Annotated in this window: 18 protein-coding genes and 1 pseudogene; 14 read left to right on the top strand and 5 right to left on the bottom strand. The window is 59.0% G+C overall.

The features are described 5' to 3' along the window. The gene (locus tag AYJ54_RS18295; RefSeq protein ID WP_430641436.1) at positions 1-1,125 is read left to right on the top strand and encodes an ISL3 family transposase; all 1,125 of its coding nucleotides are present in this window, start codon (positions 1-3) and stop codon (positions 1,123-1,125) included. Here the strand turns inward: AYJ54_RS18295 and AYJ54_RS18290 are convergent. Beyond that, positions 1,058-2,044, bottom strand: a complete 987-nt coding sequence (locus AYJ54_RS18290; RefSeq protein ID WP_063700810.1) for a clostripain-related cysteine peptidase — start codon at positions 2,042-2,044, stop codon at positions 1,058-1,060. The two genes, AYJ54_RS18295 and AYJ54_RS18290, sit on opposite strands and share 68 nt — an antisense overlap. A 724-nt stretch (positions 2,045-2,768) precedes the next feature. Here AYJ54_RS18290 and AYJ54_RS18285 point away from each other — a divergent pair. Both AYJ54_RS18285 and dctA read left to right on the top strand, forming a co-directional pair. After that, complete coding sequence (locus AYJ54_RS18285) at positions 2,769-3,647, top strand: electron transfer flavoprotein subunit beta/FixA family protein (protein ID WP_063700818.1); 879 nt, start codon at positions 2,769-2,771, stop codon at positions 3,645-3,647. A 277-nt stretch (positions 3,648-3,924) separates the two neighbouring features. After that, positions 3,925-5,256, top strand: a pseudogene (gene dctA, locus AYJ54_RS18280) (C4-dicarboxylate transporter DctA); the annotation flags it as partial. Positions 5,257-5,664: 408 nt separating this feature from the next. Here the strand turns inward: dctA and AYJ54_RS18275 are convergent. Next, positions 5,665-6,015 carry a hypothetical protein gene (locus AYJ54_RS18275; protein WP_063680009.1) on the bottom strand — a complete coding sequence of 117 codons (351 nt, stop codon included), beginning with the start codon at positions 6,013-6,015 and terminating at the stop codon, positions 5,665-5,667. Positions 6,016-6,678: 663 nt separating this feature from the next. On the opposite strand from AYJ54_RS18275, the gene AYJ54_RS18270 reads away from it, so the two are divergent. After that, entirely contained in the window at positions 6,679-7,098 is a 420-nt protein-coding gene (locus AYJ54_RS18270; RefSeq protein WP_063680008.1) for a DUF7694 domain-containing protein, read from the top strand. 439 nt (positions 7,099-7,537) lie between these two features. Here AYJ54_RS18270 and AYJ54_RS47360 read toward each other — a convergent pair whose 3' ends face one another. Beyond that, on the bottom strand, positions 7,538-7,912 hold the full coding sequence (locus AYJ54_RS47360; RefSeq protein ID WP_430641435.1) for a hypothetical protein: 375 nt from the start codon (positions 7,910-7,912) through the stop codon (positions 7,538-7,540). A 1,741-nt stretch (positions 7,913-9,653) separates the two neighbouring features. Beyond that, complete coding sequence (locus AYJ54_RS18260) at positions 9,654-9,875, bottom strand: hypothetical protein (RefSeq protein ID WP_063700806.1); 222 nt, start codon at positions 9,873-9,875, stop codon at positions 9,654-9,656. Between the two features lie 1,013 nt (positions 9,876-10,888). Between AYJ54_RS18260 and metC the strand changes: the two genes are divergently transcribed. The 3 genes from metC (at position 10,889) to AYJ54_RS18245 (ending at position 13,569) form a co-directional block, all read left to right on the top strand. Further along, a complete protein-coding gene (gene metC, locus AYJ54_RS18255; protein WP_245315715.1) occupies positions 10,889-12,187 on the top strand; it encodes a cystathionine beta-lyase in 1,299 nt (432 codons plus the stop codon). Positions 12,188-12,699: 512 nt separating this feature from the next. Beyond that, positions 12,700-12,900, top strand: a complete 201-nt coding sequence (locus tag AYJ54_RS18250; RefSeq protein WP_245284093.1) for a hypothetical protein — start codon at positions 12,700-12,702, stop codon at positions 12,898-12,900. A 210-nt stretch (positions 12,901-13,110) separates the two neighbouring features. Continuing rightward, complete coding sequence (locus AYJ54_RS18245) at positions 13,111-13,569, top strand: MerR family transcriptional regulator (RefSeq protein ID WP_082905716.1); 459 nt, start codon at positions 13,111-13,113, stop codon at positions 13,567-13,569. A 125-nt stretch (positions 13,570-13,694) separates the two neighbouring features. Here AYJ54_RS18245 and AYJ54_RS18240 read toward each other — a convergent pair whose 3' ends face one another. Next, positions 13,695-14,639: a LysR family transcriptional regulator gene (locus tag AYJ54_RS18240; protein ID WP_063700817.1), complete on the bottom strand. Its 945-nt coding sequence runs from the start codon at positions 14,637-14,639 to the stop codon at positions 13,695-13,697. Between the two features lie 888 nt (positions 14,640-15,527). Between AYJ54_RS18240 and AYJ54_RS18235 the strand changes: the two genes are divergently transcribed. From AYJ54_RS18235 to AYJ54_RS18205, 7 genes are read left to right on the top strand one after another with little or no spacing between them, the layout of a single operon-like run. Beyond that, complete coding sequence (locus AYJ54_RS18235) at positions 15,528-16,124, top strand: NodA family N-acyltransferase (RefSeq protein WP_063680034.1); 597 nt, start codon at positions 15,528-15,530, stop codon at positions 16,122-16,124. After that, complete coding sequence (nodB, locus tag AYJ54_RS18230) at positions 16,121-16,777, top strand: chitooligosaccharide deacetylase NodB (RefSeq protein WP_063700802.1); 657 nt, start codon at positions 16,121-16,123, stop codon at positions 16,775-16,777. Before AYJ54_RS18235 ends, nodB begins: the two co-directional genes overlap by 4 nt. Before the next feature lie 15 nt (positions 16,778-16,792). Next, on the top strand, positions 16,793-18,148 hold the full coding sequence (gene nodC / locus AYJ54_RS18225) for a chitooligosaccharide synthase NodC (protein WP_063700800.1): 1,356 nt from the start codon (positions 16,793-16,795) through the stop codon (positions 18,146-18,148). A gap of 35 nt (positions 18,149-18,183) precedes the next feature. After that, a complete protein-coding gene (nodS, locus tag AYJ54_RS18220) occupies positions 18,184-18,786 on the top strand; it encodes a nodulation methyltransferase NodS (protein ID WP_063700798.1) in 603 nt (200 codons plus the stop codon). A gap of 21 nt (positions 18,787-18,807) precedes the next feature. Next, positions 18,808-20,523 carry a nodulation protein NodU gene (gene nodU / locus AYJ54_RS18215; protein ID WP_063700796.1) on the top strand — a complete coding sequence of 572 codons (1,716 nt, stop codon included), beginning with the start codon at positions 18,808-18,810 and terminating at the stop codon, positions 20,521-20,523. After that, positions 20,457-21,428, top strand: coding sequence for a nodulation factor ABC transporter ATP-binding protein NodI (nodI, locus tag AYJ54_RS18210; RefSeq protein WP_347337219.1), 972 nt, complete (start codon positions 20,457-20,459; stop codon positions 21,426-21,428). Before nodU ends, nodI begins: the two co-directional genes overlap by 67 nt. Further along, positions 21,421-22,209: an ABC transporter permease gene (locus tag AYJ54_RS18205; RefSeq protein ID WP_063680000.1), complete on the top strand. Its 789-nt coding sequence runs from the start codon at positions 21,421-21,423 to the stop codon at positions 22,207-22,209. The genes nodI and AYJ54_RS18205 overlap by 8 nt, the downstream gene beginning before the upstream one ends. Positions 22,210-22,601: the final 392 nt, after the last annotated feature.

Here is a 22,601-nt window from a genome sequence, read left to right as displayed (position 1 = left end):
ATCGATGACTGGGCCTGGCGCAAGGGGCAACGCTACGGCACCATCATCTGCGATCTGGAGCGCAATCGCGTTATCGATCTTTTGCCGAATCGGAATGCCAATGCGGTCGCGTCCTGGCTGGGACGCCATCCCGGCATCGAAGTGATCGCGCGCGATCGTGCCGGCATTTATTCTGAGGGCGCCCGTCGTGGTGCCCCCGAGGCGACGCAGGTCGCCGACCGTTTTCATCTTCTCCAAAACCTGGGTGAAGCGCTGCATTTGGCTGTTTGCCGTCATCGCAAGGCGATCGGTATCGCTGGAAAGGCCACGATTGCGGATATGGTCGAAGATCAAACCAAGCTCGAACCACCAATAGAGCCTTCTACAAAGCTTGATCAGCTGCGCCGCGCGCGGCGCAACCATCGCCGTTCACTCTATGCTGAAATCCTCGACTTGCGCGCCGACGGCCTGTCGCCGCGCGGGATCGCGCCGCGGATCGGCATGAGCGTGAGGACGGTCGAGCGCTGGCTTGCTGCGGGCGGTGAGCCTGAGCACCGGCGGCCACCCGCGCGCTCCGTCCTCGTTGATCCTTTCCGAGATTATTTGGAAAAGCGCTGGGAGGAAGGTGAACGCCGCGCGCTGGAATTGTGGACCGAAATCAAGCGCCGCGGTTTTGAAGGCAGCAAAACGACCATCTACCGATGGACTGCTGCCCGCCAGCAAGGCTCACCGACGTCCGCGCCAAATGTGCGATGGCGACCGCCCTCGCGCCGCAACTGTGCACGGCTCCTGAGCAAAGAGTCTCGATCGCTCGATCAGCAGACCGAGCGGTTCCTTCACCATCTCCATCAGGTTGCGCCGGAGCTTTCCAACGCCGGTGAGCTTGCTCGACGTCTTGCGGCCTTGATACGGGGGCATGATGATACGAATCTCGAGCAATGGATCGAGGATGCTTCGAGCAGCGAACTGGCTTCGCTTGCAGAAGGCATCGGCCGCGACATCGCGGCTGTTCGGGCAGCCATCACCCAACCCTGGAGCACCAGCCCCGTCGAAGGACAGATCAACCGCCTCAAGACGATCAAGCGCCAGATGTATGGCCGTTCAGGATATGCACTGCTCCGAAACAGGCTACTGGCCACCGCCTGACAACGCACAATCGCTCACGATGAAACGCGAAGAGGAGACCTGCACCAAATATGCGGAAGAACCCAATTTGATTGGTGAGTTCAAGAGGCGATATAGCAGGATTGGCGACCAGAGGTGTCAATGCTGCGGCGTAGTTCCAGCCGGCGGCGGGCTCGGATTCCTCGCTCGCGATCATAAGCGTGGAGGAGCCTCGAAAGGCGTAAGCTGTTTCGATCATCGCCATCATGCCGGCATCAAAACCGATCACGTCGAGCTTTCGATTCAACTTTTGGGCGAGCGATCCGACGCTCTCCTGCACGTCGCTAATGTACAAGAATGATCGTGTCTCTTCGTCAAAGGATACGGCGCGATATCCGCCGACTTTTGGGACGCTCTCGGACGCGGCCGCCAACGTGGCAGAGCGCGGTTGGCCGCCAAGTTGCTCAGGTATGGCGATGCGCTTCTTCGACTGGTCTGCCACCTGGAAGCGCCAGCCCTGACCATGATTCCAGATGACCAGCATGTACTTTTTGGCTGGGAATTTGTCGACAGACCAGTTGACGAAGTCATCGAGTGCGCGCCGCGATCCAAGGTCGGAGACACCCGAGGAGTTTCGCAAATCGGCAACTGCAGCAGAAGGAATTGGCTTCTGCCCCTTCTTTACGAGGAATCTCAGAACTCCGGACCATGCCTCGGCCTCGCTCGTGTAGTGTCTCTGGGGGCGGCCCATCTCGACGACCAGATTGACTTTTGCTGTGCTGTCGACGCTTGCGATGTCCCGAAAAGTGGCAATCGCGTCGGCTTCCAGATTATTTTTGGCGTTCATGAACACCATGATCGTCCACTCAGCCGTGCCGCTAGCAGTTTCGGCGGCGCCGGAAGGGTGGATCAAGAGAAGGCCAAGCGCTAGCAAAGAGGATAAGCACTGTTTGAGCATCATGGCCCTTCAAGCGGCTTGTGCTGGGGAGGTGTCAGGACAACAGTCGCGTCCATCGTCTTCAGTCAAGGGTTTGCAACGGCTGTGCCAGTTGCGACCAGAGCACAAATGAAGGTGTGTAAACGGGTGCGAGCGTGCACCCCAGATCGGGCGCTGTCGCAAGCCCAACACTATTGGGTTGTTTCGAACAAATGATCGACCGACAAGTGGCGCCCTGTCGCTCAGGCACTTCCAAATGCCGGGCGTGATGGTGCCAATTGCTTGCAAAAGATCAATGCCACGAAACGCACGTACGTTTTCGACGCCGTGTTTAGCCTCCATCGCCATTTCGCTCTCCCGGGGCTTAACAAATTGCGGCCCAATAGACGTTGATGCGTTGCTTCAGGGCGTCGACCGCGACCATAAGGTTCTGCCCGACGTAACAACGGCAGCATTTGAGCCTGCAGAACGCGGCGCGAAAGCTCTACCGAAAAACATCGTCCGCAAAGGTGACGCCGGACCTCTGCGCTGTTGAGCCGCATCATTCACGACCTTGGAAGCTGTCGGCAGGCTTAAGGCTTGCGACACGCATTGTCGTATCTTCGACGCGGGTTGAGAATCATGTCGATACTTAAGACGCGGCTGTCCGACCGATCTGCTGCAGCAAGTTTCAGTGTGACACTGGGGTGTCCCCCACTGGTACGACACTTGCTGGTCTGCTCAGTGTTACTCCGGTTTGGAGAGTTTCATGCACAATGTCGTCTGCATAAAGCAGGTTCCCGATTCCGCGCAGATTCGAGTGCACCCCGTGACCAACACCATTATGCGCCAGGGGGTGCCGACCATCATCAACCCTTACGATCTCTTTGCCATGGAGGCTGCGCTGGAGCTGCGCGACAAGGTCGGCGGCGAGATCACGGTGTTGACCATGGGGCCGCCGGCCGCCGAGGAGTCGTTACGAAGGGCCCTGACATATGGTGCCGATCGTGCGGTGTTGCTCACCGATCGCGCTTTCGCGGGCGCCGATACGCTGGCGACCACTTACGCGCTTGCGACAGCCATCCGCAGAATTGGCGAGGAATACGGCCTGCCGGACCTCATATTCACCGGCAAGCAGACCATCGACGGCGATACAGCGCAAGTCGGGCCGGGCATCGCAAAGCGACTTGGGATTGGGCAACTCACTTATGTCGCCGAGATCCGATCTCTAGATCTAAAGATGCGGACCATCGAGGTTGGAAGGCGCGCGGAGGGAGGCCTACAGGTGTTGCGTACAAAGCTGCCGTGTCTCATCACCATGCTGGAGGGGACAAACGAGATCCGGCGCGGAGGTATGATGGACGCGCTGCGGGCGGCGCGCACGGACATAGTAAGGTGGAGTGCCCAGGATGCCGGAGTGGAGGACATCTCGAAATGCGGCCTCAAGGGCTCGCCGACGATCGTGAAGCGGGTCTTTGCGCCATCGACCCGTGCCGAAAAGGCAGTGCTCGTGGAAGCTGCCGATGAACCGGCGTCAGCTCTGATCGATGCGATATTCCAGCACCGGCCTAAGCTTGAGGCTGAGCTAGCAGTTGTGGCGCGTGTTGGTGACGTGGGCAATTCGCCTTCGCAAGGAGCCGTCCGATGACCTCCACGCGTCCCAAGCCGAGCGGGCGGCAGCACGAGATTGCGGAACAATCCCGGGCCGGCAAGGAGCCCTGGCATGGAGGCGATCAGGTCGCCCCTGCATCTTAAGATCGATCGTGCCAATTGAGGAGGAAAACGTCCTCCTCCACGCGTCATAAAATCGAGAGGAAGCAACACATGCAGCAGTGAATGACCGGCCCGATACAAGCCCTCTGCCGGCCCAACTGAGATTGGGTGTGAGTGGAAGGGACAAAAAAACCAGTGGGAGGAACAATGACATGGCCGACGGGAAGGCAAGCGGAGCGCCCATCGCACCGCCGCAACGCGCAGGAAGAGCTTGGTACAGGGTCCTCTATATCCAGGTGCTGATCGCGATCGTGCTCGGAGTGACGATTGGCTCGCTATGGCCGGATCTAGCCAGGAGCGAGTGGATCAAGGCGCTGGGCGACGGCTTCGTCAAGCTGATCAAGATGGTGATCGCGCCGATCATCTTCTGCACGGTGGTCTCCGGAATTGCGCACATCCAGGACGCCAAAAAGGTCGGCCGTATCGGCGTCAAGGCGCTCGTCTATTTCGAGGTGGTATCCACGTTTGCGCTCCTCATCGGCTTACTCATCGGCAATCTGGTCAAGCCCGGTGCGGGTTTTGGTAGCGCCGCCGCCAGCGCGCAAGCGGTTGCCAAGTTCGCCGATCAGGCAAAGACGCAGAAGACCGTTGATCTCCTCCTACACATTATTCCTGATACGGTCGTCGGTGCATTTTCGCAGGGTGAGATCTTGCAGGTTCTGCTGTGCTCAGTGCTGTTCGGCTTCGCGCTCATGAGCCTTGGCCAGCGAGGCCGCAAGATCCGTGCCTTCATCGACGACGCCTCACAAGCCGTGTTCGGCGTTATCTATATCGTGATGCGCGCGGCGCCGATCGGCGCGTTCGGCGCGATGGCGTACACCATCGGCACGTTTGGCACTGGTGCGCTCCTCAACCTGATCGGCTTGATCGCGACGTTCTACGTCACCGCGTCGCTGTTCGTGTTCGTCGTGCTCGGCTTCATCGCGCGCTTTGCCGGCTTTTCGATCTTCAAGTTCATAGCCTACATCAAGGACGAGCTGCTGATCGTGCTCGGCACCTCGTCTTCCGAGAGCGCCCTGCCGTCCTTGATGGAGAAGCTCGAGCGCCTCGGCTGCTCGAAGTCGGTGGTTGGCCTCGTGGTGCCCACGGGTTATTCGTTCAACCTCGATGGCACCAACATCTACATGACGCTGGCGACGCTGTTCATCGCGCAGGCTCTCGGTTACGATCTCACTTTCGGCCAGCAACTGACCATTCTGATCGTCGCCATGTTGACCTCGAAGGGCGCCTCCGGCATCACCGGCGCGGGCTTCATTACCCTCGCGGCGACGCTCGCCGTGGTCGATCCGCGCCTCGTGCCGGGTATGGCGATCGTGCTCGGCATCGACAAGTTCATGAGCGAATGTCGCGCGCTGACTAATCTCTGCGGCAACGGCGTTGCCTGTGTGATCGTCGCCTGGTGGGAGGGCGAGCTCGACCGCGACAAGCTTAAGGCGGCGCTAGGCCGGTCGATCGATCCGGTCGATATGGAGGCAGCCGTGACAATGAAGGAGCCATCAAGCGCCGTCAGTCATCATGGGCCCGACAATGGCCAGTGCGACTCCGGCCGGTTGGATTCGACCCGCCATTTGAGGCAGCCCGGCAAGCCGGTCTTGCGGCGCTGGCCTGACGCGCCGAGAGCACAGGACGGGCCTCGACAAGAGGGGCGGCTCAAAGACCTGGGCAATGACCGATCGCGACACGCTGGTCCCTAAACGCCGCAGCTAAGTGCGGGCAGTGCGGGGCACGGGAGAGCTGGCTAGTCGGAATGCGGTTTCTTCGGCAGGCCGACTGATCGATGATCCCTGACCGGGCGACGGCGCCTGGACATCGACCGACGGACCGTCATCAGGACGGAGCGGTCCTGATCGTGCCGTCGTGGGGACGAACTGCTTCGGTCGGGGCGGTTCAAATTACTTCCGGAGGAGATTTGTCAGGGCTTCGATGCCCTCAGCCGAGGCGCAAATATTATCAAGTTCGCGGCAGAGCATGATTGCTCTTGCCCTCGCAGGCTCGATCTCCGACAGATACCGAATATGACGTTCGATTTCAGTGAGCCGCCTATTCAGTTCTTCGAGTTGAGTCCGAAGGCGCCCCATCTCCACGTCGCGATGCGTGCTCGCATCGAGGACCCAAGCGCGGCGCGTTGACATGATTTTGTTCCCCTGCGTTAGCCACTTCTGCGCAACATTCGTGGCCGGAGTAGGGAAGCGTCTATCGTCGCTGTAGCTTCTTGAGATCTTGCGAAAACGCTCCTTCTCCATCGCAAATCCAGCTCTTCTCGCACGGCCAGCCAAGTGCGGCAATTGGCAGATCCTGTGCAGGCCTCCAGGTGAGAGAGTCAGCTAATCCAATGGGAATGGCTTGAATCTTACGTAGCGTCAGGATGTAGACGTCCCGAATGTAGCGAAACCTGCAATTGGGCATCGTGTCGGGTTTGGCTTGCATGTGTCGGCCGTCCACGGAGTTCACGCTCGACGGCTTGCATGAACAGGGCAGAACCAGCCAGGAGGAGTTTCATGATCATCCGGACTCTCGCGCGCCGGCCGTATCTTACCAAGCTTGTCGGAAATTCGAGGAATGGAGTGAGGCGAGGCCGCTACACTTGAGAGGTATCTTCCGGCTAAGGCCGAGTTGATCCGAGTGATCCCGACAGCTCGCATTCAGGCGAGCCTGAACGGACTATCGTCCGCCACACTAAACACAGGGTTCGCCTGGCGCGCGAGGAAAACTGGACGCGTGGCCGGATGGGCGTGCATCAGAGCTATGGAGAAAACGGGCTGGCCGACGATTGCGTACAACCAGCATAGGGTCGGAGCCGAATTGTCGTACCCGAAAATCACGCAATAGCGGCGATTGCGCTCGACGCAAGCTCTCTGAGCAGAAAGCGATCGGCATCGAATTGAAAATTGGCTGTAGGAGCAAATATGAGAGCGCAGATCATCGACAAGCTTGAGGCCGGTCGGCTACGCCACGGGCCGTTTGCCAGCGCGCCGGGGTCAGGCCCCTGCGGGCTTTTCTATGTGCAGGGACCGTGTGGCTGCCAACTCAAGATCATCGGATTGCGTCGCCCACGATGGGAGCATGTCTCCGTCTCGACGTCCCGGCGCTGTCCGAACTGGGAAGAAATGTGCTTTGTCAAGGATCTGTTCTGGGACGAGGAGGAGTGCGTGATGCAGCTCCATCCGCCCCATTCCGAGTACGTCAACAACAGTAGTTACTGTCTGCACCTATGGAGGCCGACTGATCAGGAGATTCCAACGCCCCCACCGGCTTTTGTCGGCATCGTTGGGCTTGGCCCATCCGAAGCGGCAATCTTGGCTGCACAGATGAAATCGCTACGCTAATGGCTTCGAACCAATTGTCCTCGATGAGGGAACGTCAAAGGTCCATCGCGAAATCAAACTACGTCAGTTAGGGGGACGCTAGGCACGCAAGCGAACGTCACGTTGCCAAGTACTATGCAGGGAAACGATCGAGAATGCCCGAGAGCCGCCACCTCTCAGGACGCGCAGCTCGGGACAACGTCCACTAGCGTGTGATCTGATGAGACCCGCCGTTGCGTCGAGCCACCATCAGGCTCCGGCGAGCAGCCACTGGCATGAGGATAAGCTCATCGGATGCGATCCCCGCTCCTGAGCTCAATTGTTGCTTGCCGGCGACCGTCCAAATCGACTTCAGTGTCTCCTCGAAGCGCTTGCGGAGTTCAATGAGTGGCTGACGGTATTGCGCGCCCCGGCGCGGCCGTTCGCCCGGTCAGTACAGAGCTTCTGCCGCTGGTACGATCTAGCGGTTGCTAGGCGTTGCGTCGGCGGCGTCGCGCAGGGGATTGATCGGCCAGGAAATCGGCGAGCTTTCGACCGGCACGAAGTTGGGCGCTGAGCCATCGTGGCAATTTGCCGCGCCAGGACCAGGTCTCTGCACTGTTTTTTGGGTTTCGGTACCTCGGGGTACAAACGTGTGCGAGCGGCTGGGACGAACGAGTTTGTCGGTTGCTCGGATCTTCTGCAGCCGCTGGTCTAGCCGCGTTCGATCCGCTGTCATGCGCTGCGTCAATATGAGGACGACGTTCTCGTACAGCCGCCACAAAGCCTCGGCAGACATTGAATTCAGGTTATCGGGTTTCATTCGGAACCGTTCATGATGCTCGAATCGTTGCATGCATTAGTCGTGCCGTGCGCGATAGGAAAGTCGCGTGTTAAGCGGTGGCTGAGGACTCCCGATCCAAACCTTGTATTGCAAACGCGAATAGGGTCGCTATCGACAACTTGCCCACGTCGACGTCGTGTATGCGGGGTGTGGCGACCATTCGCCGGATATCAATCAAGGGCCAACGGTCGGCGCAGCACTATCAGCCGCGCTGGTATCACTGTGCAACACCGGACGACGACCTCGCGGGAGGTTGCGATTCGCGACTATGCATTATTGATCTGCTCATCAAGGAACATGCGAAAGCGAAGCCGCGCTGAATGACGCGGGGCGATCAAACAGGTCCGCCGGGCCGAAGAAACATCCGAGCCCAGGTGCCAAGCGTTCGACCAGAACGGGTCAACTGATCAGAGCAGATCGGCCACCGTACTCGCGAGACCTTTCGGCTAGACCGATGTCCGGTGCCAATGGACAATCATGGCGGACAGGTAGGCAGATCGATCGTGGGTATCATTTGCGGCAGACGAGCATTCGCTCGATCGAGCTACTGAATCGTTAGTACGGATCCACACCTCGTGCCGAGAAGCCGTACTCCGCGAATGATATAGCTCCCACGCGGCGGCTCGGCGTAGTTGAGCCCATCGATCCAGAAGCCCATTTCATCGGCGGCAACCTGTGAGTTGTAGGCCCAACCAGTCTGGAGAGATCTCACGGCGGCGAAGGCGCCACAGGGCGCAGACGAGTCGGGGATAACGACCTCCGCATCCGGTTCACATCCCGACAAAAGCTCAATGAGTTCTCGGACGTTCATGTCTCAGCTTTCGCCTCGAAGTGGCCTGTCCTGAACCGCCAAAAACAGCCCTCTGACGAAGGCGGTTGATCCATGCTGACCTGAACCCAGCCGAGCATCAGAACGTGACTGAAGCCAATTCCAAGCAAGAGCGGCATTTTCACGTGCATGCCGTGAAAACACCGTGATGAATTGCTCCGCTGCGGCAGGTTTAGCCATGTGCGAAGAGGGCGACGCGTCGCTCCAAAGGGGCTCGGTGGCCATTGCTGTTCCGCGATGAAAAGACCCACTGTTCCGACATGGTGATGTTGTGCGTCAAGCAACGAAGTAGGGTGGTACAAGTGAGGCGGTGATGTTTCATGCCATAGAATCGAGCCTGCTTCCTGCGATCGTTTTGCACTTGAAACGCACGTTACGTTAAGTTGTACAACAGACCAAGCTGTCTTTCGTCGCCGCACGAAGATGCCTTTCATTCCCTCGCGCGTCCGAAGAAGGTGCACGCGTTTCCCAACCAAGATCTTCAGATGGCCCTATTCCTGATTCTACTTCCGATTTGCTTCCTGAGCGTTGGAGGGACGTGCGTCATGCGCGCATGGCGTTTTCAGAAGCGACGTGACCGCTATGGTTTTGAGCCGTCTTCCGGAGAGCCTCGCGCCCGATCGATGGGGCGCCCAATTCAAATGCCCAAGCGACGCGCATTCTAGTGGGTTAGTGGATTGATAACCGGAGACGACCGGCTTGCGGAGCTCTCGACTTTTGGCCGATGGTGCAGAAGCGCATAGCCGTCGTCGGCACGAGCGTACGACACCTGTCGACGGATTGGCGGGGAAGGGACGTGCCGTGTCCCTGGCGGCCGCGACGAGCTTACGACGGCATCTCGTACCTGGTCTCATCGTCGCCAAGAACGCAAGGAACGGGCATCGCAAACCGACCTAGTCGAATGCTATGGCGCCCTTCGGAAGGTCACGAGACCCGCTGCCATCCGCCGATGCCTTCGGGAAATCCCATCTTGGAAGGATCGCCGGCCGAGGGCCAGTAACAAGCTCCATTGGCCAGAGCCTCCGCCGCCGCTGCCGGTGAATTGCGGTAGTCCAACGTCTCACCAGCAAACACGATTGCGAAGCCCTTCGGGGTTGGGACGATCTGAGCCTTTCCCGCGCGTGTCCTAAAGATCCATTTCACCATTTGTAGTTCTCCGCAAATCTGTTCTGTTGCGCCTTTGGCTCTTGAATTTCTAGAGCAAGGCCGCACGATCGACCGTGTCTCGGTAGGTTAGTTGCATGGACAAGGGGGGCTCGCCGATTTATTGGTTTTGAAGAGCGGCCCTAGCTCGGGCGTGAATACGACGTGGAGCGGAGCTCCGAGTTCGCTCTCTTCCCGCCGGTACTGCGACAGCGGTTTGATCCGATGTGCGCGTCGTTTCGGCCGCAAGACGTTGAAGCCGCGGCTCGCGATACGCTAGCGAATTGCCGCCGTCGAGCCGAAGAGGCACGTGCAAGCCGTCGAAACAAGATTGTCAGAGGTAAATTCGACATTGGCTGGCGACCGCGATGCGAAAGAATGTCCTTCAAGCCTCTGCCGCTTGTGCTCACCCACGCAGCAGCGGCTCGCCCACGTCAGCAGGTTGAAAAGCTGTTGCCGGATCGGAAGTTTCGAGAACTTATCGAACATGCAGCGGGCAGCCACTGGACAGACATAGGCGCTATTCGTCGTCATCTTAGCACGCATTTCTGGGGCTCGGCGCCCCTCAATTCAAGCAGTGTACAACCTGACGCGACGTTCGGATCAAGCTCTTTCCGTGTCGTCCGGGCGATGTCGTACTCGGCACAATGCGAAGTGATTGCGACAAACGACAACAATGTAGTCTCAAAAGGACCGAGAGGGAAAATCGTGCCTGCCAACGGCCCTGTGTGGAGAATCGAGTTCTCAAGCTGAAGGATGGGCAGTAGACCATCACTGTTAGCTTGAGTGCGCGTTTTGGTGAAGCGCCAACGTTGAGGGCGGATCTGTTGCTGCGCGCTAATATTTGAACACCTCCAGACGGACCTCAGCCGCTTTCAGAGATCACTCTGCGCTAAAGCGTCATTGAAGAGCCGCATCGGGAGTGGCGCCATTTTTGCAGAAGCGATTCGGTCGGAGTGCTCAGATGCGGTGAGCAGGCCGTTTGTCAGAGCACAAGGGACGGAGAGCGGGCTGCCATGAAGCGTCTGAGGGATGACAGAGATATGCCTGCCATTGAGACCCTGCTTTGCCATCTCGGCCGTACGCCGGCTGAACATGCTGGCATGGTGAACGTGCCGGTCTACCGAGGGTCAACCATTCTGGCCGAGACCCTGGAAGATTGGGAGAAGCAAAACAAAGATTATCCGAGCTACGGGCGCTTCGGCTCGCCGTTGTCGCGGGCGCTTGAAGCCGCCATCTGCAAGTTGGAGGGCGGCTATCGCTCAATTCTCTTCCCATCGGGGCAGTCTGCGTGCACCCACGCGCTGCTTGGCTGTTTAAAGGCTGGCGACCGTGTACTGATCAGCGATGGCGTCTATACGCCCGTCCGGTCGTTTGCCGATGAGGTCCTCACCAAACTGCAGATCGAAGTCCAATATTTCTCTCCGACTGAGCCATCGGATCTGTCGGCCAAGATGAACGCGAAGACCAGGGCCGTCTATCTGGAGTCACCCTCGTCCTTCACTTTCGAGGTTCCGGACGTGCCCGCACTTGCCGCAATTTCCCATCGGGCAAATGCGCTTGTGATCATGGATAATACCTGGGCAACCCCTCTGTATTTCAGGCCGTTTGAGCACGGCGTTGACATTTCCATCCATGCTGCAACGAAATACATCGTGGGTCATTCCGACGCCTTCTTAGGGGTTGCGACCGCGAACGAAGCCGCATGGCCGTTGATCGAATCGAGTGCGCATCAATTCGGCGAGCTTGCTGCGCCAGACGATATTTATCTCGCGTTGCGTGCCCTGCGTAGTCTAGCTGTCCGCATGGAGCGGCATTGGGAGAATGGACTGAAGCTCGCACAGAGCCTCCAAGTGCATCCGGCTGTCAATAAAGTCTTGCACCCGGCTCTTCCAAACGATCCCGGTCATGGGCTTTGGAAGAGAGACTTTTCCGGCGCCAGCGGGCTCTTCGGAATCGTTCTCAAGCCGATATCCCGGCGCCAGCTCTCGGTCTTGTTCGATAGCTTACGCCTCTTTGGCATCGGCCTGTCTTGGGGCGGATATGACAGCCTCGCTCTGCTGGTTGATCCACCGAAGCGAACGGAACCGTCCGTCGCTCGTGCTCCCGGGGCCGCTGATTCGCATTCATGCGGGTTTGGAACGGGTGGGCGACTTGATCTCGGACCTGCATCAGGCGCTGCAGGCAGCATACGACGCCGGGACCGGCGGAGCAGTCGAGCGACGAGAAGAAGAGCTCATCAATTGATTTCTGACAGCCACTCGGCCCGGATGCGCTTCGTCCGGCGCAAGCGCGAAGAGGTGTTTTGGGGGTGACAGCGTTACATGTCGGAAAGTTCGAACGCCGTCGGAGAGATAGCGGCACCCCCGCATCATTTCGGGTACGGCGCGCATGATCAAACCGAGCACTCGCAGCTGGGAGTCCTGAAAATGAGCGCCTTTGTCGAAAGGTGTTGTCGCCCTCCATGTAAGCCATATACGCGCTGCTAATGAAGGTGAGTCTGACCGGCGGAATGAGGCGGACGTTCCGAGGACAAAGGCGTGCACACTGGCGCTCTCAGTAGCGAGGAGTGAGTTTTGAGGCCGATCAGTCGCCCACTTCCTCGGCGGAGACGTTGCCAACTCGGTATGTTGAGAAAGATGGAGCAGGTGCTTTCGCCGATCGCAGACGTCACGCGTCGTCGTGTTGCGCCGCGTCGATTCCAGCACCGAAGGATTCTGTATGATGACCTGTACGCCGTTGGTCAGTCTCTTTTTTGCCCTAACACGGACAAAACCGCTTGCAAGGTGCCGAACCCTTCGCGAAGTGTGACAGGAGGGTGGCGCAAGTGCTGCGGGTAATCAGTGGTGTTTATGATCCAGAAGATCTTTCTGCATTGGGCAAGATTTTTGATGACGCAATCAGCGCGCTGCCGCAAAGCATGCGAACCCCTGCCAATCGAGCAGAAATCGCCAAGCTCATTCTGCGGCGCGCGGGGCAGGCTGAAGTGGACGTCCTGAGAAAATTGATGGCAGCCATCGCTGCCTAGTTGAACGCCGTCCACACGCCCGGCAACGTCAGCCGATAAAATCTCACGCGGCGGGCCGTTGGGTGCATCTTTCGGTGTGCGCCCGGCGCGCGCAGGTCAACTCGATGACGAGATCAGGTAGGCCTTGCGCTACGAAAAGGTCGTCACAAGATCACTACATCATCAAAATCGCTTGAACCTTACGCGGCGTCAGGTTGTAGCTCGGTACACATGACCAGACCAACAACACTCAGGCGTCGATGGAGACGCATCGGTGAACTTGCAGAGGCGACGGGCGTAACCGTTCGTACGCTGCGTCACTATGAGGAAACGGGGCTGCTCGCTGCCTCGCAGCGGACAGACGGTGGTCACCGGATGTACGACCGGGAAAGCGTCAGAAGGGTGTGTCACATTCTGGCGCTTCGCGAGCTTGGATTCTCTCTTCAGGAGATTCGACAGGCGGTGGAGGGAAAGACCTCACTTCCTGCCCTGCTCAACGAGCAGTTGGAGCGAGCAGAGCGTCAAGTGACGCGCGCAACGGTTCTTCGGGATCGGTTGCGCGATATCGCAATGAATTCCGAAGCAAATGTCAGCGTGGACGAACTGCCTGAGCGACTAGATGCAATGACGCGGCCCGACAATTGTCCCCAGAGCCGGCCGCGTAACCGCACTGACGACGACAACAAGTGACGCGGATGTTGGCAGCGACGTGGAGCGCGTCGTGCCAGCGATCGCGACCGCGCAGTATGTCCTGCGCGCGAGTGGATGAGCACCGCAAGGCTTGGGAGGAGCGGACGAGAGGCGCACCAGGCAGATCAGTTGCGCCTGCGAGCTCGGCTGTTCTCGCGTTGAGGAGACATGCGAGCTGCCTGCTCGAGCAACAACTGTCGCATCCAGATGCTTGCTGGATCGGTATTGTGAAGCGCCGGCCATTGGACGGCTTCGGTGAAGCCGGACAGCGGCAGTGGAAGTTTGATGAGCCGAAGGGGTATCGTTTTCGCGAAATGCTTGGCCAATGTCAGGGGCATCGTGGCAATTCTGTCAGTATCCAAGAGTAAGGGTGGGACCATGCTGAAGCCTTGGACGATGACTTCGAGCCGCCTCTTGAGGCCGTGATCGAGCAGAAACCATTCCTCTATGGAGGGGATTCGCGTGCGACCAAATTTGACCGCAACGTGCCCCATTGACATGTACCTCTCGAACGTCAACTGCCGCGATAGCTGCTTGTTCGCGCGACAACCAACGCAGACGAACGTCTCTTCGTAAAGCCTCGCCTTTGGATGGCCGCCTGTCATGTAAAGCTCGGGCAGGATGAGAAAATCGATCTCGCCACGCTGAAGAGCCTGATCCGGATAGTCCGTGAGACCCATAAGTTCGAAGCTGACGGCTGGAGCGTCTCGCGCAACGCGCTCTATGACGCTCCGAAGAAACACGAGCGTCGCGTAGTCGGAGACGCCGATCTTGAAGCAGCGGTCGGATTGCGCCGGGTCGAAGGCCTCCCGGGAAGCGATGGAGAGCTGGATGTGAAGCAGGGCTTCGCGGGCCGGAGCGGCGAGCGCCTCTGCGCGAAGCGTAGGGACGAGCTCACGTCCTCTCATCGTAAAGAGCTCGTCGCGAAAGTAGGAACGCAACCGCGCAACGGCTGCGCTCATCGCCGGTTGGCTCAAATTTATGCTGCGCGCCGCTGCCGTGAGGTTGCGCTCGGTCATCAAAGCATCGAGCGCGACGAGGAGATTGAGATCAAGGCCTCTAAAACCCATGTCCGTCACCTATCCATAGGCCAGATGCATTTAATCCAAACAATCGATTGTACCAATCCCCGCGACGTGACGTAGGGAAATCGTACGTGATTTTGAGAGTTTGTAGGTTTTGGAGAAGCGCACTTGGCACAGCAGTTCATAAAGATTGGTTATGAACTTTCGCCTGCGGTGACGCCGGCCGCCGTGGCGAGGTTGGCGCAAGCCCGTAATCGCATTTGGAGGCATCTCCGCCACTCCAACTGTGGCCAGTGTGGTCGACGACGTTCAGGTGACGAACGCGAGGGTTGGGTCGCTGCATTCGGCAGGGCCATTTCGGCTCAGCGAACGCTTGGGCTCTCCTGTCAGACGTTCCGGCGCGCAGATCAGCTGGTGACGGGCGCAGGGGTCTCCGTGACTGCGAGGGTCGCGTTCAGTGTGGCTGGCGGCGCGCTCCACCGATGCAGTCCTAAGTGCCGCGATGCGTCCTCGCGAAGCAAGCCGCCGTTTGAAAAGCTCCATGTCGCCATCGCAAGCAGTGTAGCTCGCTGTGCGGGGGGACGACGGTCCGAACGTGCGAGAGCTTGCTCGAAGCGGGGCCAGGTGAGGCCACGCGGAGCGTCGGCTGGGGCCGATGCGATTACGAAAGCTGGAGATGATCGGACGCGCGGCGGTGACGACGCTCACTGCAATTTGGCTTCGATCGAGCTTCCCGACGCCAACGGTTATGGCGGCCGCCAGCAAGTGGGGATCGTTGAGACAGGTTCGTTCGCGAAGCCGGAGGCGCGAGGGACCAATTGCACGATGGGCCAGCATCCGCGATCGCGAAGAGACGATCGGACGTAGATAGACGGCAATAGCGATCGAAACGCGTGTTGTGTCCCGGTAGGACGAGGAAGAGGAGAGATGTCCATGCGCTCTGAAATGCGCTGGAGGCTATGCTGGGAAAGCGAGCTCGAGCTCGCAGACCACATCGAACTGTCCGAGTTTTTCCGAAAGGCGTACGGAGCCAATGGTGAGTTCAATGCAAAGCCGTTCGAGGGCGGCCGGAGCTGGGCCGGTGCAAGGCCCGAGCTGCGCGTCATCGCGTACGACTCTCAGGGTATAGCGGGCCATGCCGGCGTACTGCGCCGCTTCATCAAGGTTGGGACCGTCGACGTACTGGTCGCCGAAATCGGATTGTACGCGGTGCGGCGAGATCTTGAAGGGCGGGGAGTCACCTATCACGGCGCGATCCACTTCATGTATCCGACCCTGCAGGAGCTTGGCGTACCTTTCGGATTCGGTGGGGTTCGGCCTGCAATGCAGAAGCACGTCGAAAGGATCGGCCGGCACGGTTTCGCGACGGTTTTCACGGGCATGCGCGTGCGGTCCACCCAACCGGATATTTATCTCAACGTGCCCGCGACGCGAGATGAGGACGTACTGGTCGTAGTCTTGCCGATTGCACAGTCGATGGGCGATTGGCCCGCGGGTACGACAATTGCTCGCAATGGGCCAGAGCTATGACACATTTCGATCGGTCGTCTGAAGTGCGTAGCGAGTACGCGAGCGGCAATGCCGATCGCAACGTTTACCTCACGTTTGACGACGGCCCAGATCCATTTTGCACGCCGGATATTCTGGACGTCCTGGCAGATCATCGAGTTCCAGCGACGTTCTTCGTCATAGGCGCGTACGCAGTGGATCATCCGAAACTGATCCGGCGAATGATCGCCGAAGGGCATGGTGTCGGAAACCACACCATGAACCATCGGGAGTTCTCCAGATGCGATCCCGTCGAAGTACAAGATGAAATCCTGACGGCGAGCGCAGCCATCAAGACGGCTTGTCCGCTCGCCTCACTGCGGCACGTGCGCGCGCCCTATGGGATTTGGACCGATGAAGCGCTTGCCGCGTCGGCCAGTGCTGGACTGGCCGCCATGAACTGGTCGGTAGATCCAAAAGACTGGTCGCGTCCTGGCGCTGAATCGATTGTCGAGGCGGTGCTCACTGCGGTTCGGCCGGGCGCAATTGTGCTGCTACATGATGGATGTCCTCCCGACGAGCGGGAGCGCGGCATTCATGCCTGTCGAGACCAAACCCTCAAGGCTGTGTCCCAGCTTATCCCGGCATTGCACAACCGAGGGTTTTCAATCCGTTCGCTCCCGCAAGTTCACTGAAACGCCGAGTATCACATGGACCTTCTTGCCACGACCAGCATCGTCGCTGTGTCTTCTTACGCGCTACTCTCCACGGTCTATAAGAGTGTACAGGCGCTTTACGCTGTGTCCCCGGATCCATCGTCCGCGCCTCATGATGCGTCCAGTTCCTACATTCCGCCGAGTGTCGATGTCATCATTCCCTGCTTTAACGAGGATCCGCAGACGTTATCGGCGTGCCTACAGTCCATCGCAAGCCAAGACTACGCGGGAGAATTGCGGGTCTACGTGATTGACGATGGTTCTACAAACCGCGGCGATGTTGCGCCCATCCATCAAGCCTTCGCGCGCGACCCGAGATTCGAGTTCATTCTGCTGCAGAAGAACGTTGGCAAGCGCAAGGCGCAGATCGCGGCGATCCGCCGTTCATCCGCAGATTTCGTGCTCAACGTCGACTCTGACACGAAGCTGGCGAACGACGTGGTCACAAAGCTTGTAGGCAAGATGCAAGACCCAGCGATCGGCGCGGCCATGGGGCAGTTGACGGCCAGCAACCGGACGGAGAGCTGGCTGACCCAGTTGATTGATATGGAGTACTGGCTAGCATGTAACGAAGAACGCGCCGCGCAGGCTCGGTTCGGCGCCGTTATGTGCTGCTGCGGCCCCTGTGCGATGTACCGCCGTTCGGCGCTGGATCTACTGCTCGATCAGTATGAGACACAGTTCTTTCGTGGAAAGCCAAGCGACTTCGGCGAGGACCGTCATCTCACGATCCTGATGCTGAAAGCCGGGTTTAGGACGGAGTACGTTCCAGACGCGGTCGCGGAAACGGTTGTGCCGGATAGCATGGCCCCGTACCTGCGGCAACAACTCCGCTGGGCACGGAGTACATTCCGCGACACGTTGCTTGGACTGCGCCTGCTTCCCGTTCTCGATCGCTATCTTACTCTCGATGTTGTGGGGCAGAATCTAGGCCCACTGCTGCTTGCCCTCTCGTCACTCTTGGCGATTACCCAACTGCTGCTCACAGCCACGGTGCCGTGGTGGACAGGATTTACAATTGCGTCGATGACCATGGTTCGCTGTAGCGTGGCAGCAATTCGCGCTCGTCAGCTTCGCTTTCTTGCCTTCGCGCTCCACACGCCCATCAACATCTTTCTACTCCTTCCAGTGAAGGCGTATGCGCTGTGTACATTGAGTAACAGTGATTGGCTGTCACGCCAGGGCGCCAATGCGCCGGATCCGGATGAAGACAAAGTCATTGCGCGAACCCAGATGGTAAGCCGGAAAAACGCCCTCGAGCGCCCGTATGATGACGCTTGTGCAAGCCGCAACCTCGATCCCCGAGGCTCGGCCTTGATGGCGTCTGACAGCCCTTGCAGTGGCGAGTGATCATTTAAGCGACCCGAGGAGAACGGCTCGTGAGCATGGACATGACCTATCGATCGTTAGACCGGGAACTGACTGCCGAGGATCCGTGGCGTCTCGATGGCAATCCGTTCGAGCGGAAGCGTCACGCCGAAATGCTTCGGCTGTCGCTGACCCCAGGTGCGGTCAAGAACGCCCTCGAAGTCGGATGCGCGGCCGGTGCGTTTACCGAAATGCTCGCTCCCCATTGCCAGCGGCTCACCGTCGTCGATGTTGTGCCGCGAGCAATTAGTCGGGCGAAGGAGCGGACGAGGCAATGGTCTCATATGGTATGGGTCGTCTCGGATATCCAACGCTTCTCGGCGGCAGAACCGTTCGATCTGATCGTCGTGGCGGAAGTTCTCTACTATCTGGCTGACACAGTGGAGATGCGCGCGGCCATACGCAATCTGGTGGGAATGCTCGCGCCGGAAGGACTTCTGGTTTTCGGATCGGCACGCGATGCCAACTGCCGGCGCTGGGGTCACGCTGCTGGTGCGGAGACCGTTATCGCGATCTTGAAGGAAACTCTGATCGAAGTCGGCAGGGTGCACTGCCAGGGTGAGTCGGTCAACGAGGATTGCTTGCTCGCCTGCTTTCGCAATTCAATTCAACCCAACTGACGACCTTGGAACGGGGGAACTATGCGCATCTGCGGTATCAAGTTGACGCATGACGGGGCGATTGCCCTGATCGAAGATGGACGCTTGGTCTTTTGCGTCGAGCAGGAGAAGCGAAGCAACAATCCGCGTTATCAAGCGATCGACAATCTCGACACAGTCGTCGCTGTCTTGGCAGAGCACGGTCTCGATCCACAAGACGTTGATCATTTCGTCATCGACGGCTGGGACGGAGAGTTCGAATCACAGTTCCAGCTATTCAGCGGGACGACACCTATCACGCTTCGAGGGGCGCCGTATGTGGAGCGGGATCCCGAAGGCCTCCTCACGGCGCATAAGGGCCTCAAGCTCATGCTTGACGGCAGAAACTTCCCGTACACAAGCTATCCGCATGTCACAGGCCATGTGGCATCCGCGTATTGCACCAGCCCTTTCGCCAAAGCCGGAGAACCCTCATTTTGCCTTGTATGGGACGGCTGCATCTTTCCACGTCTGTATTATGTAGAGCCGCACGGGGCTCGGTTCGTCGAGACGCTGTTTCCGATGATAGGCCATGCCTATGCCGCTGCAGGCCATCACTTCGGTCCGTATAAGCAGACCAGCCGGACCAATTGGGATCTGGGCACAGCGGGCAAGATAATGGCCTTCATCGCGCTCGGCTCTGCTGATGAAGACATTGTGGAGGTATTTCGGCAACTCTACGAGGAACACTTTGCCGCCGAGACGGAGCGTGCTCGCCGTTATCGTGCGGACATCCATAACGCGGAGTCCGCGTTGGCCGCCATGCATGAGTTCTTCGAGGCCAGCGCGCTCAGGCTTGTAGACAAGCGAGCCGAAGATGTACTCGCATCATTTCATTGCTTTCTCGAGCGTCTCCTTGTCGAACAAATAGCGATTGCCTTGCTGCGGCACTCGGGCCCGGGATCGCGCAATTTGTGTATAGCCGGTGGCTGCGGTCTCAATATCAAGTGGAACAGCGCCCTGCGTGCAACGGGCTTATTCGATGCCGTCTGGGTGCCTCCGTTTCCGAATGACAGCGGCTCGGCAATTGGTGCAGCGTGCGCCGCCATGGTGTCGGACAAAGGCTTCATGCCTCTGGAATGGTCGGTCTATAGCGGTCCAGCCCTGCGTGATGGCGCCGTATCGTCCGAATGGGAGGCGGCGCCGTGCAGCATGCACGAACTTGCCGCGATCCTCGCGAGCAACAAGCCCGTCGTGTTCCTCGCTGGACGAGCCGAGCTGGGGCCACGCGCGTTGGGTGGCAGAAGCATCCTAGCAGCGCCGACATCGGCGGAAATGAAAGACTATCTCAACGATATCAAATTTCGCGAACATTTCCGGCCAGTGGCGCCGATATGTCTTGAGGATTGCGCGCCGAAAATGTTCGATCCAGGGACGCCAGATCCTTACATGCTGTTCGATCATCAGACGCGAGAGGGCTGGCGCGACAAGATTCCCGCCGTTGTACATCTCGATGGGTCCGCCCGGTTGCAAACGATTCCTCGAACCTCTTCGCATAAGGTCGCAGAGTTGCTCGTTGAATATGAAAAGATCACTGGCGTTCCGCTCCTCTGCAATACCAGCGCCAACGAGCATGGACGTGGGTTCTTCCCGGACGCCGAAGCGGCCTGCCGATGGGGGCGCGTTGAGCACGTATGGTGCGACGGGCTATTGTGGACGAAAAAGCTGGCCTCCGTCGAAGGGGCAATAGCAGGCGAGCTGACTCCATGTCCAGCGTAGCACTCGAACTTTCCGACGTAAAGAAGTCGTATGGCCAGAAGGCGGCCATCAATCGCCTGTCGTTCGCGGTGAGGCCGGGGGAGTGCTTCGGGCTGCTGGGACCGAACGGCGCAGGAAAAAGCACCATTGCGCGTATGATTCTCGGCATGGTGCGGCCTGACGCGGGCAAGATCACCGTGCTCGGCGAGCCCGTGCCGGCTCGCGCTCGCCTGGCGCGGATGCGAATAGGCGTCGTCCCGCAATTCGACAATCTCGAGCCGGAGTTCACCGTTCGCGAAAACCTGCTGGTATTCGGGCGCTATTTCGGAATGAGTGAACGCAAGATCAAAGCGGTCGCGCCAGAACTGCTCGACTTCGCGCGCCTCGAAGGCAAGGCAGATGCGCGCGTCCGTGAGCTATCCGGAGGCATGAAGCGTCGCTTGACCTTGGCGCGGGCTCTGATCAACGACCCCGACTTGCTGGTCATGGACGAGCCGACCACGGGTCTTGATCCGCACGCGCGCCATTTGATTTGGGAGCGTCTTCGAGTTCTCCTGGCGCGTGGCAAGACGATCCTCTTGGCGACGCACTTCATGGAAGAGGCGGAGCGGCTGTGCGATCGCTTGTGCGTGCTTGAGTACGGACGAAAGATCGCCGAAGGCGAGCCCCACATATTGATCGAGCGAGAAATCGGCTGCGATGTCGTCGAAATCTATGGCGGCGATCCGCAGGAGCTATGTGCGCTGATCAGGCCGCATGCGCGGCGCGTCGAAATAAGCGGTGAGACGCTATTTTGTTATGCGCCGCATCCAGACCAGGTGAGTGCGAAGCTCCACGGGCGGCCGGGTCTTCGACTGCTGCAGCGCCCGCCGAATCTCGAGGATGTCTTTCTGCGGCTGACTGGGCGGGAGATGGAGGATGCTTGAGGGTTATGCGACGGCCATGCCTGCCAACGCCTACAACTGGATCGCGGTATGGCGACGCAACTACCTTGCGTGGAGGAAAGTCGCGGTCGCCTCGCTTCTCGGAAATCTCGCAGATCCCATGACCAATTTGTTTGGTCTCGGCTTTGGCCTCGGAGCCATCGTAGGGCGTGTTGAGGGCACGTCATACATCGCCTTCCTGGCCGCTGGCATGGTCGCGACGAGCGCGATGACGTCGGCGACCTTCGAGACGATTTACGCTGCTTCCGGGCGCATGAACGTTCAACGGACCTGGCAGGGGATGCTGTGTACGCAGCTCACGCTCGGCGACATCCTGCTCGGCGAATTGGCGTGGGCGGCCAGCAAGGCGGTCCTGGCCGGAACAGCCATTGCGATTGTAGCCGCAACGTTGGGCTATGCAGCGTGGTCGTTTCTTCTCTACGGGCTGCCAGCGATTGCTCTTAGCGGATTTGTCTTCGCTAGCCTGGCGATGGTGGCCGTGTCGCTCGCGCCAAGTCACGACTATTTCGTATTCTATCAGACGCTTATCGTCACACCGATGGTGTTCCTTTGCGGTGCGGTCTTTCCGGTGACGCAGCTGCCTGCCGCCTTGCAGGACGTGGCTGGTTTGCTGCCTCTGACCCAGTCGGTCGATCTCATCCGGCCAATGATGCTCGGTCACGAAGGGGGCAGCGCAGCTTTCCATATCGGGGCGCTGTGTCTCTATGCAGTGTTGCCGTTCTTGTTGTCGGCGGTACTTCTCCGTCGACGCCTGATGAGCTGACGCCAGTTGCGCCGAAATATGAGACCGAAGATGCAGCGTCGTGAATCGGGTAGCAACGGGATGAAGGCGAGTACGCTTGCCGTGAGCAGGGCAGAGCAGACGACCAAAGTCCTGGCGAATGAGCAGCTGGGAGCAGCGCTGAGCACCGGTATGAGTGTGATCGACACCCCCGAGAAGGATCTCGTTTCGTCTCGCAAGACCAAGCATGGAATTTCAGAGCGATCTGACGGTAGCTGTCTTCGCAAGCCCCGCCGCAACCAAGACCAAGACATGGTGCTTACGACCAAAGCTTCGGCTGCTGCTCGACCAAGCAGAGCGAAGTTGCCCGGAGCCCCTGAACCAAGCGAGCCAGAACTTTCGGCAGAGCGGGTACGTCGCTGGCGGGCGTTATG

The sequence above is a fragment of the Bradyrhizobium centrolobii genome (genome assembly GCF_001641635.1).
Lineage (GTDB): Bacteria > Pseudomonadota > Alphaproteobacteria > Rhizobiales > Xanthobacteraceae > Bradyrhizobium > Bradyrhizobium centrolobii.
Note: the sequence above shows the minus strand (reverse complement) of the source record. Positions and strands in the feature narration are given on the sequence as shown.

What these genes read in the sequence shown, in the direction of transcription:
- AYJ54_RS18270 (WP_063680008.1), top strand. Translation starts at nt 6,679, where the DNA reads ATGAGAGCGCAGATCATCGACAAGCTTGAGGCCGGTCGGCTACGCCAC.
- nodC (WP_063700800.1), top strand. Translation starts at nt 16,793, where the DNA reads ATGGACCTTCTTGCCACGACCAGCATCGTCGCTGTGTCTTCTTACGCG.
- AYJ54_RS18275 (WP_063680009.1), bottom strand. Translation starts at nt 6,015, where the DNA reads ATGGAGAAGGAGCGTTTTCGCAAGATCTCAAGAAGCTACAGCGACGAT.
- AYJ54_RS18240 (WP_063700817.1), bottom strand. Translation starts at nt 14,639, where the DNA reads ATGGGTTTTAGAGGCCTTGATCTCAATCTCCTCGTCGCGCTCGATGCT.
- AYJ54_RS18245 (WP_082905716.1), top strand. Translation starts at nt 13,111, where the DNA reads ATGACCAGACCAACAACACTCAGGCGTCGATGGAGACGCATCGGTGAA.
- AYJ54_RS18285 (WP_063700818.1), top strand. Translation starts at nt 2,769, where the DNA reads ATGCACAATGTCGTCTGCATAAAGCAGGTTCCCGATTCCGCGCAGATT.
- AYJ54_RS47360 (WP_430641435.1), bottom strand. Translation starts at nt 7,912, where the DNA reads ATGCAACGATTCGAGCATCATGAACGGTTCCGAATGAAACCCGATAAC.
- AYJ54_RS18235 (WP_063680034.1), top strand. Translation starts at nt 15,528, where the DNA reads ATGCGCTCTGAAATGCGCTGGAGGCTATGCTGGGAAAGCGAGCTCGAG.
- AYJ54_RS18290 (WP_063700810.1), bottom strand. Translation starts at nt 2,044, where the DNA reads ATGATGCTCAAACAGTGCTTATCCTCTTTGCTAGCGCTTGGCCTTCTC.
- nodS (WP_063700798.1), top strand. Translation starts at nt 18,184, where the DNA reads ATGGACATGACCTATCGATCGTTAGACCGGGAACTGACTGCCGAGGAT.
- AYJ54_RS18260 (WP_063700806.1), bottom strand. Translation starts at nt 9,875, where the DNA reads ATGGTGAAATGGATCTTTAGGACACGCGCGGGAAAGGCTCAGATCGTC.
- metC (WP_245315715.1), top strand. Translation starts at nt 10,889, where the DNA reads ATGAAGCGTCTGAGGGATGACAGAGATATGCCTGCCATTGAGACCCTG.
- nodU (WP_063700796.1), top strand. Translation starts at nt 18,808, where the DNA reads ATGCGCATCTGCGGTATCAAGTTGACGCATGACGGGGCGATTGCCCTG.
- AYJ54_RS18205 (WP_063680000.1), top strand. Translation starts at nt 21,421, where the DNA reads ATGCTTGAGGGTTATGCGACGGCCATGCCTGCCAACGCCTACAACTGG.
- nodB (WP_063700802.1), top strand. Translation starts at nt 16,121, where the DNA reads ATGACACATTTCGATCGGTCGTCTGAAGTGCGTAGCGAGTACGCGAGC.